The 11,515-nt window shown below is 57.2% G+C and carries 11 protein-coding genes and 1 pseudogene; 8 read left to right on the top strand and 4 right to left on the bottom strand.

Going from position 1 to position 11,515, the window contains the following annotated elements; all coding sequences use genetic code 11:
- Positions 1-144: 144 nt before the first annotated feature.
- On the bottom strand, positions 145-501 hold the full coding sequence (gene queD / locus AO068_RS05140; RefSeq protein ID WP_002554029.1) for a 6-carboxytetrahydropterin synthase QueD: 357 nt from the start codon (positions 499-501) through the stop codon (positions 145-147).
- A gap of 214 nt (positions 502-715) precedes the next feature.
- Between queD and AO068_RS05135 the strand changes: the two genes are divergently transcribed.
- The 7 genes and pseudogenes from AO068_RS05135 (at position 716) to AO068_RS05110 (ending at position 6,335) form a co-directional block, all read left to right on the top strand.
- A complete protein-coding gene (locus tag AO068_RS05135) occupies positions 716-1,024 on the top strand; it encodes a PepSY domain-containing protein (RefSeq protein WP_058407816.1) in 309 nt (102 codons plus the stop codon).
- Positions 1,024-1,332 (top strand): PepSY domain-containing protein, encoded by a 309-nt coding sequence (locus tag AO068_RS05130; RefSeq protein WP_002554027.1) that lies wholly within the window; start codon positions 1,024-1,026, stop codon positions 1,330-1,332. Before AO068_RS05135 ends, AO068_RS05130 begins: the two co-directional genes overlap by 1 nt.
- Positions 1,332-2,000 carry a response regulator transcription factor gene (locus tag AO068_RS05125; RefSeq protein ID WP_004659446.1) on the top strand — a complete coding sequence of 223 codons (669 nt, stop codon included), beginning with the start codon at positions 1,332-1,334 and terminating at the stop codon, positions 1,998-2,000. The genes AO068_RS05130 and AO068_RS05125 overlap by 1 nt, the downstream gene beginning before the upstream one ends.
- A complete protein-coding gene (locus AO068_RS05120; RefSeq protein ID WP_058407815.1) occupies positions 1,997-3,316 on the top strand; it encodes an ATP-binding protein in 1,320 nt (439 codons plus the stop codon). The genes AO068_RS05125 and AO068_RS05120 overlap by 4 nt, the downstream gene beginning before the upstream one ends.
- A gap of 125 nt (positions 3,317-3,441) precedes the next feature.
- Positions 3,442-4,263: pseudogene (locus AO068_RS29640) on the top strand (cache domain-containing protein); the annotation flags it as partial.
- 15 nt (positions 4,264-4,278) lie between these two features.
- Positions 4,279-5,121, top strand: coding sequence for a methyl-accepting chemotaxis protein (locus AO068_RS29635; protein WP_410003672.1), 843 nt, complete (start codon positions 4,279-4,281; stop codon positions 5,119-5,121).
- Positions 5,122-5,270: 149 nt separating this feature from the next.
- On the top strand, positions 5,271-6,335 hold the full coding sequence (locus AO068_RS05110) for an AI-2E family transporter (RefSeq protein WP_004659453.1): 1,065 nt from the start codon (positions 5,271-5,273) through the stop codon (positions 6,333-6,335).
- A gap of 103 nt (positions 6,336-6,438) precedes the next feature.
- Here the strand turns inward: AO068_RS05110 and AO068_RS05105 are convergent, their stop codons facing one another.
- Positions 6,439-7,362: an alpha/beta fold hydrolase gene (locus AO068_RS05105; protein ID WP_058407813.1), complete on the bottom strand. Its 924-nt coding sequence runs from the start codon at positions 7,360-7,362 to the stop codon at positions 6,439-6,441.
- A gap of 116 nt (positions 7,363-7,478) precedes the next feature.
- On the opposite strand from AO068_RS05105, the gene AO068_RS05100 reads away from it, so the two are divergent.
- A complete protein-coding gene (locus AO068_RS05100) occupies positions 7,479-8,435 on the top strand; it encodes an AraC family transcriptional regulator (protein ID WP_058407812.1) in 957 nt (318 codons plus the stop codon).
- 67 nt (positions 8,436-8,502) lie between these two features.
- Here AO068_RS05100 and nuoN read toward each other — a convergent pair whose 3' ends face one another.
- Positions 8,503-9,972 carry an NADH-quinone oxidoreductase subunit NuoN gene (gene nuoN / locus AO068_RS05095; RefSeq protein WP_058407811.1) on the bottom strand — a complete coding sequence of 490 codons (1,470 nt, stop codon included), beginning with the start codon at positions 9,970-9,972 and terminating at the stop codon, positions 8,503-8,505.
- Positions 9,973-9,979: 7 nt separating this feature from the next.
- Positions 9,980-11,512, bottom strand: a complete 1,533-nt coding sequence (gene nuoM / locus AO068_RS05090; RefSeq protein ID WP_002554022.1) for an NADH-quinone oxidoreductase subunit M — start codon at positions 11,510-11,512, stop codon at positions 9,980-9,982.
- Positions 11,513-11,515 lie beyond the last annotated feature (3 nt).

Genomic DNA, 11,515 nt, shown 5'->3' with positions numbered 1-11,515 from the left:
CATCGTCAAGATTAAATTCCAGAAACCCTCATCGCTTACGCGTTGAGGGTTTTTGTTTGTCTGGGGCACGTTAAAGTCTTTTTCGTACCGTGCAGATACAAAAAAACCACCTGGTCGAGATGGTTTTTTTATTTTCCGGGAGAATCAATCCCCGCGGTATTCGCACCCGCTGGTGCAGGTCTCGTGAATACGAACGGCGGACAGCTCCGGCAGCAGAGGCTTCAGCTCATCCCAAATCCATTTCGCCAGGTTTTCGCTGGTTGGATTCTCAAGGCCGGGGATGTCATTCAGGTAATTATGATCAAGGCGTTCGTACAGCGGTTTGAAAATAGCCTTGATTTCCGAAAAGTCGCGGATCCAGCCTGTGTGAGGATCAACCTTGCCAGCCAGATGAATGCCGACACGAAACGAATGGCCGTGCAGACGTCCACACTTGTGACCCTCTGGTACGTGAGGGAGGCGGTGTGCTGACTCGAAGGTAAACTCTTTGAAGATTTCCACTGTGTATTGGCCCCGGAAAAATGGCGATCGCAGACGCGATAAATGCAATCGACGAGTTTAACAGCAATGGCCTGAAACTCCATGCAGGGCTTGTGTGTGACGATTCTTTCAGGTGCGATTGATGGCACTCGGCCAGATATATTCAGTTTGAGTTAAGTTGTACGGGGTAAGGTAAACGCCATAGAAGCATCGACCGCTATGGACACCTCCAACAATGAAAACGCTGACAACCCTGCTGGCGGCCCTGACATGTGTTCTGACTTCATGTGTCATCCAGGCGCGTGGTGTCGACCCGCAGGAGGTATTGCGCCTCAGTAATGCGGGCACTCTCCAGTCGGCTGAAAAGCTCGATGCAAACGCCCTCAGCAAGCACCCTGGTGCCAGTATTCTTGATACACAGTTCAAGAATATATACGGCAGGTACGTTTACAATGTCGAGCTGCGTGACAAGCACGATATTGAGTGGGTTCTCGAAATAGACGCCGCTACGGGCCAGGTCTACAGGAATCATCAGGATAACTAATGAATGTCGACAAGCGTCTCTGTGTCATCCTTGGTTTGAGTCTGACCTGCTCTTTTGTCTATGCCAGAGATCTGAATCAGGATGAAGCGCTCAGTCTGCGGCAGCGTGGGGTAATACTGCCTCTCGAACAGTTTATCGAGCGCGCGCTGGGTCTTCATCCCGGCGCTCGCCTGCTGGAGGCTGAGCTTGAGGAAAAAAATAACATGTACGTGTATGAATTCGAGTTGCTGACTCCCCAAGGGGTTGTCCGTGAGCTCAAGTTCGATGCGCGCGATAGCCGATTGCTGAAAGACGAGGATGATGACTGATGCGCCTGCTCCTGGTTGAAGACCATGTTCCCCTCGCAGATGAGTTACTCGCTGCGCTGGGGCGGCAAGGTTATGCGGTCGACTGGCTGGCTGACGGTCGTGACGCAGTTTATCAAGGCGCAACCGAGCCCTACGACCTCATTGTTCTGGATCTGGGGTTGCCCGGCATGCCCGGGCTTGAGGTTCTCCAGCAATGGCGTGGCAAGGGCCTGGCTACCCCGGTACTGATTCTGACGGCACGAGGTTCGTGGTCAGAGCGTATAGAAGGCTTGAAGGCGGGGGCCGATGATTACCTGACCAAACCTTTTCATCCTGAAGAACTGCAGTTGCGTATTCAGGCCCTATTGAGGCGTTCGCACGGGCTAGCCAACCAGCCTACCCTGGAGTCTGCCGGCCTTAATCTGGATGAAGGTCGCCAGAGTGTCAGCAGGGATGGCGTTGATATCCAGCTCACTTCTGCTGAGTTTCGTCTGCTGCGCTATTTCATGCTCCACCCTGGACAGATTCTCTCCAAAAGCCATCTCTCGGAGCACTTGTACGATGGCGAAAACGAGCGTGACTCCAATGTCATCGAGGTCCATGTCAATCACCTGAGGCGCAAACTGGGCCGCGCAGTGGTCGAGACCCGCCGTGGCCAAGGCTACCTATACGGCGGAGCCGGAGGTTGAAATCCATACAACGGCGTCTGAGCCTGGGTCTTATCGCCGTTATGGTCGTTGTCGGCCTGGTGATGGCGCAGACCAGTCTCTGGCTGTTTGAAGTGGGCCTGCAGCGCTATCTGGAGTCGGGCTTACGCAACGAGAGCGAGAACCTGCTGGTGGCGCTGGTCCGAGGTCCTGCCGGGCTGCAACTGGATGACCATCGCTTGTCGGGTGCCTATCAGCGCCCGCTGTCCGGCCACTATTTCCGCATGGACTTGCCGCAGGGCCACTGGCGCTCCCGTTCTTTGTGGGATTTTGAGCTGCCGCAGCCTGGAGTGGGGTTGCACGCTAACCTTGAACTTGGCAAGACCGGGCAGTCGCTGTTGATGCTGACCAGCGAATACCGAAAGTTCGGCAAGCAGATTTCAATTACCGTCGCCCAGGATTACACGCCGGTCAGGGCGAGCTTTCGTCTCATGCAGCAGATCGGGCTCGGGCTCGGGCTCGCAGCGCTGATCCTGGTGCTGGTTTTACAGCGCATCACAGTACGCAGGGCGCTTCGTCCTCTGGAAACCGTTCGCGAGCAGATCTTCCAGCTTCAACAGGGTCAGCGTTCGCAACTGGACAATCAGGTGCCCCTTGAGCTTGAGCCCCTTGTGGCTCAGATCAACCATCTGCTTGCGCATACTGAAGACAGTCTGAAACGCTCACGCAATGCACTGGGCAATCTGGGGCATGCCTTGAAGACACCGCTTGCGGTATTGCTCAGCCTGGCCCTCAGTGGACAGCTGGACGGCAACCCCGCACTGCGCAAGACGTTGCAGGAGCAATTGGAAAATATCCGTCTGCGTCTGGAGCGTGAACTCAATCGGGCCCGTCTTTCCGGGGACGCGCTGCCGAGAGCCCGTTTCGACTGTGATGCCGAACTGCCCGGACTGTTTTCCACGTTGGGCATGATTCATGGTGCCCACCTTCATTTGGTCAACGATGTTGAAGCAGGCATGCATCTGCCGTGGGACCGGGAGGATATCCTCGAACTGCTGGGCAACCTTCTGGACAACGCCTGCAAGTGGGCCGACAGCGAAGTGCGTCTGAGCATTCTCAGTCAGGCCCAGGGCTTCAGCCTGCTGGTGGACGATGACGGGCCCGGTATTCCGGAGTCGCAGCGCGCAGAGGTGTTCAGCCGTGGCGCTCGCCTTGACGAGCAGATTACCGGTCATGGCCTTGGCCTGGGGATTGTGCGCGATATCGTCGAGGCCTGGGGCGGCCAACTGCAATTGCAGGAGAGCCCCGCTGGGGGCCTTCGCGTACGCATTGATCTTCCCGAGCGCACCGCTCCATAAGTTGTCAGCCTGTAACTTTCAGAGTCTTCATACAAAAAAATACGCTGGGTCTTAATGTCCGTCGGATACCGCCGATAGCCTGATAGGTATCTCTGACTCATAAAAATAACCATAAGGCCACTCCTATGCGTCTCAGTCTGAAAGCCAAGGTTCTGTCGCTGGCAGTCCTGCCGGTTCTGATATTTGCGCTGGTGATCAGTGCCACCACGGTGTTCATGCTGCACCGGCAGGCAGAGCGCGAGGTCAGTGATACGCGAGAGCGTCTGCTCTCTGAAGCCAAGGCAACGTTGCAGAACTACGTTGCGATCGCCATGACGGCCATCAAGCCGCTTTACGAGGCTGCAGCGCCGGGTGATGAAACTGCGCGCGCTAATGCGATCAAGCTGCTTTCCTCCATCAGTTATGGCAAGGATGGTTATATCTTTGGCTATGACTCTCAGGTAATCCGTATATTTCGTAGCAACAGTCCTGATGGCGTCGGTAAGAGTTTCAATGACGCCCGCGATGCGAACGGGGTCTACATCAACCGCGAACTGGTGGCGGTCGGCAAGGCGGGCACTCACTATGTGATGTACTCCTCGGCCCTGCCTGGCAAGACTGAACCTGTGCCCAAGATCGGCTACACGGATTATCTGCCGAAGTGGGATCTGATCATCGGTTCTGCCGTTAATATCGACGGCATTGACGCTAAAGTTGCTGAAGTCAGGCAGAACGTCGAAGCACGTCTGAAGGAAATGCTGTACAGCATTTTGGGGATTACCGTTCTGGTGCTGGTCATCATTGGCGTCATCGGGATATTGATGGCCGGCACTCTGCTACGTCCGCTCGGTTTGATGAAAAACAACCTGGATGACATCGCCGCGGGTGAAGGCGATCTGACTCGGCGTCTGGCCATTACCAGTAATGACGAGCTTGGTGATCTGGCTGGTTCGTTCAACCGGTTTGTCGACAAGATCCACGGTATGGTTCGTCAGGTCAGCGAAATGACTGGGCAACTCAATGGTCTGGTCGGAGAAGTGTCATCCCAGGCACAGCGCTCGGAAACCGCCATGGACCGTCAGCGCCACGAAACAGATCAAGTGGCGACCGCAATCAATCAGATGTCGGCTGCGGCTCAAGAGGTTGCCAAGAGCGCGCAGGGTGCTTCCGTGGCTGCTCAGCAGACCGACGAACAAGGGCGCGCCGCCAAGCGCGTTGTGGATGGCAGTATCAGACAGATTCATGCACTGGTAGACGACATCCGCAAAAGTGGCTCGTCACTGGATGTTCTGCAAAAGGACGTTTCTTCGATCGTCAGCGTACTGGGCGTCATTCGCTCTATCGCCGAACAAACCAACCTGCTCGCACTCAATGCCGCCATCGAGGCCGCGAGGGCAGGGGAAGCAGGGCGCGGTTTTGCCGTGGTTGCCGATGAGGTTCGGGCGTTGGCCAGCCGCACCCAGCAAAGCACGCAGGAAATTCAAGGCATGATCGACCGTCTGCAGCAGGGCACTCAGGAGGCGGTCACGGCAATGCGCCGCTCCAGCGAGGCTGGCGACGGGACCTCTGCGCAAGCCAACGAAGCAGGCACATCGCTGGTGACCATCGGTGAGTTGATTGCGACGATCAACTCGATGAACGCGCAAATCGCCAGCGCAGCGGAAGAGCAGACGGCGGTTGCCGAAGAAATCAATCGCAGCGTTCACCAGATTGCAGGTGCAGTTGAAAGCGTCGCCGATGAAACCCGGCAAAGCGCACAGACCTCACGCAGCCTTGCCGAACTGGGCTCGCGCCTTGACAGTCTGGTCAGTCAGTTCCGTGTCTGATGCCTGCGTGGCAGGGGCGCTGACGTCCGCAACAGCCTGCGCCTGCCACCGCGGTCATATTGCCTTCGTAGAAGATGGCACTCGTACGTTCAAGTGCTGACTAAGCTCTAGACCGGGCGCGAGGCGCGGTCTACTGACATGGACAGGACATGAACGAAACCACGTTGCAATACAAAACCCTCATTATGCTATTGGTGCTGGTCACCATTGCCTTCATATGGATTTTGCTACCGTTTTACGGCGCAGTATTCTGGGCGGTCATTCTCGGAATCATCTTTGCGCCTGTGCAGCGCAGGTTGCAGATCAAGTTCAACTGGTCACGCAATCTTACCTCCCTGTGCACCCTGACAATCTGTCTGGTGATTGCGATTCTGCCAGTGATTGTCATCAGCGCCTTGCTGGTTCAGGAGGGCACCACGCTGTACAAGAATGTCGAGACCGGGCAGCTGGATATTGCCGGTTATCTCGCCGAGTTCAAGGATCTGCTGCCGCACTCGATTCAGGCACTGCTCGACCGTCTGGGCATGGGCGACCTTGAAGGATTACGCGACAAGATCACCAAAGGGGCAATGCAGGGCAGTCAGTATCTGGCGACTCAAGCGTTCAGTTTTGGCCAAGGCACCTTCGATTTCGTGGTGAGTGTGTTCATCATGCTGTACCTGCTGTACTTCTTCCTGCGAGATGGGCAGGAGCTGGTACGCAAGATACGTACGGCCTTTCCATTGGGCGAACAGCAGAAGCGTCGTCTGCAACTCAAGTTCACTCGAGTGGTACGTGCCACCGTCAAGGGCAACGTGGTGGTCGCGGTAACGCAAGGTGCGCTGGGCGGTTTTATCTTCTGGGCGCTGGACATCCCGAGTGCGTTGCTGTGGGCAGTGATCATGGCCTTCCTGTCGCTGTTGCCCGCTGTGGGGGCGGGGATTGTCTGGGCTCCGGTGGCTGTCTACTTCCTGCTCAGCGGCATGATCTGGCAAGGTGTAGTGCTGGGGTTGTTCGGTGTTTTCGTGATCGGTCTGGTGGATAACGTGCTGCGTCCGATCCTGGTGGGCAAGGACACGAAAATGCCGGACTACCTGATCCTGATTTCCACGCTGGGCGGTATGTCGGTCTTTGGTCTGAACGGCTTTGTCATAGGACCTCTGGTGGCCGCACTGTTCATCTCCAGCTGGGGTTTGTTCAGCGGTGCCAAGAAGCCCGTCAGGCTGCCAGGCTGACATACCGTTACGCGTGGCCGATACAGACCCGCGAATGCCCCTGTCGTTATCAGGCAGGGGGATGCGCGGGTTATTCATTTATGTAACAGGCCTGGAACAGACTTCATTCAGAGCCCCTTGCGGCAATGACAGCCGACTCCATGAAGGCTGCCAGATCGGTATTGAAGCGCAATGCTTCTTCCAGAAATGGCGCGTGACCTGAGTTTTCGTACACCTTCGATAGAATCCGCGCATTGAGTTGCCGGGCGCGTGCGATGCTGGGCTGAACGTTGACCAGCTCATCCTTGGCACCATACAGCATCAATACCGGCACCTTTGCTTTGGGCAAGCCTTTGGCCACATCGACAGTCATTGCAGGCGTGGCACGGGTCATCGTCCACGATGCCATCGCAGCATTCGACAAAAGCCGTTCGAAAGTCGGTGCATCTGGCTGTGTGTGGAAGCACAGTCCGAGAAAAGTGCGTACTGCATCAAGGTGTGTCTTCAGGTCCTCTGAACTCAGGCCGGCATATACATGAGGATGGGCTGTAATCAGAGCAGCATTAAGCTCAATGACACCATCAACATACACAACGCCGCCGATCTTCGCGTCACCATAGGCGGCGAGGTAGTTAGACATGACCACGCCCCCCAATGACCAGCCGACCAATACTGGACGCTTGCTGTTCGTGGCTTCAAGTACCGCTGCCAGATCGTCCGCGTAACGGCGCCCGTTACGGTACGCCTCGGTATTAGCGTGCTTGTCGGAAAGCCCGTGACCGCGCAGGTCATAGGTAATCATTCGATAACGCTGCAGCTGCGGACTAACGATCTGCTTTTCCCAATTGAGGCGGCTGCCCAGCAAACCGTGAATGAAAATCAGGGCTTGCCCGTTCGGATCGCCTGATTCCTGCACAGCGAGTTCGACGCCGTCAGGGGCTGTGACGGTGTAGTGTTTGTCTACTGCCAGGGCCAGTGACGATAGTCCGGCCAGCAGCGCAGCAAGCAAGGTATTGCGCAGCAGGTGAACGAAGCGAATGTGATTCATGAGGCTATTTCCACGCGGCAGAAGTGATGGGCGCACTGTAGGTCGATGACGTAGGACGGTCTATGACGTAAGATCCTGATGAATTGATTGATCGTCCTGAACTCGAAGTGGCCTCCATGCAAGCCCCGTCAAATGACCCCATCAGCGAGCTACTGCTCGGTATGCGTCTTTTCGGCGTTCAATTCCGCAGGCTGGAAGTTGTGCCGCCTCTGGGTGTTGGCTTCACTAACGCAATCGGACGAGCACAGTTTCATTTCGTCGGACGTGGGCCTGTCTGGCTACGCAGCGCTGAGAACGTTCTATACAAACTCGATACCGGAGACGCGGTTCTTATTCCGCGCGGTGGGCACCACGCTATGTTGACGATCGAAAGCACGTCTGCAAGCGATGTACAGCGGTTTGATCCGTCTACCGGCATCAGCGATGGCGTTCAAGATCGGGCAGATGCCGGGGAGGGCGCAGCTGTTGATCAGGCGATTATCTTTAGCTGTTGCATGGAGTTGGAGCTGGGCGGCATGCAGCCGCTTGTTGCCGCCATGCCGGATGTTATGCAGGTCAGCACTCTGCTGGAGACGTGTCCCGAGCTGCGGCCCATGCTCGAGGCAATGGAGCGTGAAGCCTTGATGCTACAGGCTGGGCACGCAGGCATTCTGGCACGTCTTGCTGAAGTCGTGGCCGCGCTGCTGGTGCGTGGCTGGGTTGCAGGCGGCTGTGGGAATGCCACGGGCTGGCTCGGTGCTTTGCAAGACCCTCGGCTGAGTCGAGCCATCGTTATGATGCACCAGCATCCAGGCAGACGCTGGACGGTAGCTACGCTTGCCCATGAGGCCCGGCATTCTCGATCAGTGTTCGCACAGCGCTTTCTCGAAGCAACGGGTAAGCCGCCATTGCAGTACCTGACGGAGCTGAGAATGCGCCTGGCATTGCACAGCCTGAGCCGCGAGCAGCATTCGGTGGAGGCCGTTGCCAATCAGCTGGGGTACGGTTCATTGGCGGCCTTCAGTCGCGCATTCAAAAGAACGGTGGGCATATCGCCAGGCGCTGTGCGGGCCGCGAAAAGCGTCGACGGGTAACCATTTCAGCCGTTTCCGAAGGCAAAAAAAACCCTGCTGAATGGCAGGGTTTTTTGTTTCTGGATGATCAGCCTGCTAAGTGCAGACCGGCATTGACCACCAGATCGAGCAGCGGTTGCGGGTACACGCCCAGCACGAAGGTCAGGATCGCGACGGCCAGCAACATTACGCCGCCAGTGCGCTGCGCCCAGTTGATCGCTGCGTCGTGGCGTGGAAGCTTGTTGTCGACCAGATACATGGTGACCATCACTCTCAGGTAATAGAACACGCCAATGGCGCTACCGATCACCAGTGCTCCGATAAGCCACCACAGTTGCGACTCGACACCGGTGGCAATGATGTAGAACTTGCCGATGAAGCCTGCGGTAAGCGGGATACCTGCCAGCGACAGCATCATCAGGGTCATGACTGCCGTCAGGTACGGACGACGCCAGAACAGCCCGCGGTATTCGAACATCGCATCGGCATCACGTCCGCTGTAAGGCGAAGACATCATGGTGATCACGCCGAAGCTGCCCAGCGAGGTCAGCACGTAAGTTGCCAGATAGACACCAATCGCCTCGACCGCCATGCCTTTGCTGGCCACCAGCGCAATCATCAGGTAACCGAAGTGGGCGATGGAGGAGTAGCCCAGCAGACGCTTGAGGTTGGTCTGAGTCAGCGCAAGCAGGTTGCCGACCAGGATCGACGCTACGGCGATGACTGCCAGCACGTCATGCAGGACGCCACTGCTGGCTGCCGGTGAAATCTGGAACAGACGCACCAGCACGGCAAACACTGCCACCTTGCTGGCCGTAGCCAGGAAGGCCGCTACCGGCGCAGGAGCGCCTTCGTAAACGTCCGGGGTCCACAGGTGGAAAGGTACCAGCGACAGTTTGAATGCAAGCCCTACAACCATCATACCCAGACCCAGGCTGGCAATCGGGCTTGGCATCCCTGTCGCGGCAATGGCTTTGCCAATACCTTCGAAGCTCAGCGAGCCAGCTTCTGCGTACAGCAGCGCCATGCCGAAGAGCAGGAACGCTGAACCTGCAGCCGATAGCACCATGTACTTGATGCCGCCTTCCAGCGAACGTTTGTTGAAGAAGGCATACGCCACCAGACCGTAGACCGGCACCGAGAGCAGCTCCAGACCAATGAACAGCCCGGCCAGGTGTTGAGCGCTGACCAGCACCAGCCCACCGGCCGCTGCCAGCAGGATCAGCAGATAAAGCTCTTCACGATTGCCTGGATAACCTGCCTTGCCGTCACCCAGATAGGCGTGTGCCATGGTCACACAGGCCAGGGTAGAGGCAAGGATGATTGCCATGTACAGGCAGGCAAAGTTATCGATGTGTAGCAGTGGTGTCACGACCAGTGGGGCAACTTTCAGTGCCGGATAGATCGACAGCAGGGCCAGGTTGAGACCTGCTACTGAAAGCAGGAACGTTTGCGAGTGATTGCGGCGCCATGCGATCGCCAGCATCACCACTACAACGGTGAGGCTGGTGATCAGCAGTGGCGCAAGCGCAATAAAGTGTTGAATCGTCAGGTCCATAGCGCTCTTACCGGGCCGAAGCGAGTTGAGTGAAGGCAGTGCCTAGCCATTGCTGCACGCCGTGCATGGTCGCTGCCGATGTGTCGAGGAACGGCTGCGGGAAAACCCCGAGCACGACCAGCAACACCGCAAGGCCCAGCACCATGATCATTTCACGTCCGTCCATGCCCTTCAGAACCTCGTCGGACTTCGACGGGCCGAAGTAGGCGCGGTGGATCATGATCAGCGAGTAGACAGAACCAAATACAAGACCGGAGGTGGCGATCGCCGTGATCCATGGTGAGCTGGCGAAGCTGCCCAGCAGAATCAGGAACTCGCCGACGAAGTTGCCAGTGCCCGGCAGACCCAGAGAGGCGGCGGCAAAGAACAGGCTGATGGCCGGGATGTAGGCGATACGCGACCACAGGCCGCCCATCTCGCGCATGTCACGAGTATGCAGGCGCTCGTACAGCTGACCACTGAGAATGAACAGTGCCGCAGCCGACAGGCCGTGGGCAATCATCTGGATCAGTACGCCTTGCAGCGCTTGCTGGCTGCCGGAGTAGATACCGATCAGTACAAAGCCCATGTGCGAAACGCTGGAGAACGCAATCAGGCGCTTGATATCGGTCTGGGCAAACGCGAGGAATGCGCCGTAGAAGATACCGACCAGGCCCAGCGTCATTGCAATCGGTGCGAACTCGGCCGATGCGTTGGGGAACAGCGGCAGGGCGAAACGCAACAGGCCGTAGGCAGCGGTCTTCAGCAGGATACCTGCCAGGTCGACAGAACCGGCAGTCGGTGCCTGGGCATGCGCATCCGGCAGCCAGGAGTGCAACGGAACCACTGGCAGCTTCACGGCAAAGGCAATAAAGAAGCCCAGCATCAGGATGTATTCGGTACCCGGTGCCAGTTTGGTCTTCAGCAGGTCAGCGTAGGCAAAGGTGATCACGCCTGTCTGATTGAAGTGCACCAGCACCAGCCCCAGGATCGCCACCAGCATGATCAGGCCGCTGGCCTGAGTGAAGATGAAGAACTTGGTTGCGGCGTAGATACGAGTCTTCTTGCCGTCCGAAGAGCTGTGACCCCAGAGCGCGATGAGGAAATACATCGGCACCAGCATCATTTCCCAGAAGAAGAAGAACATGAACAGGTCGATGGCCAGGAACACGCCCACGACACCGCCCAGAATCCACATCAGGTTAAGGTGGAAGAAACCGACCTTGCGCTGGATTTCCTTCCACGAGCACAGCACCGACAGCACACCCAGAAGGCCGGTCAGCAGGATCATCAGCAGCGACAGACCATCGAGTGCCAGATGCACGTCGATGCCGAAGCGGGTGATCCACGGGTGGTGGAATTCCAGGGTCCAGGTCGGGTCGGCGCCAGGCACCGGCGCGTAGCCGAAATTGCCGGTAGCCCACAGCCAGAGGCCGAGAACCAGTTCGAGGGTCATTGTCAGCAGCGCGATCCAGCGCGGCAGGGTAGAGCCGAAGCGCTCACCCAGCCAGCACAGCAGGCCGCCGATAAAGGGGATCAGGATTAGCCAAGGCAGAATCATGAC

Source organism: Pseudomonas sp. ICMP 3272, from assembly GCF_001466905.1.
In the GTDB taxonomy this organism is placed as follows: Bacteria; Pseudomonadota; Gammaproteobacteria; order Pseudomonadales; family Pseudomonadaceae; genus Aquipseudomonas; species Aquipseudomonas amygdali.
This window is presented reverse-complemented; position numbering and strand designations above follow the sequence as displayed.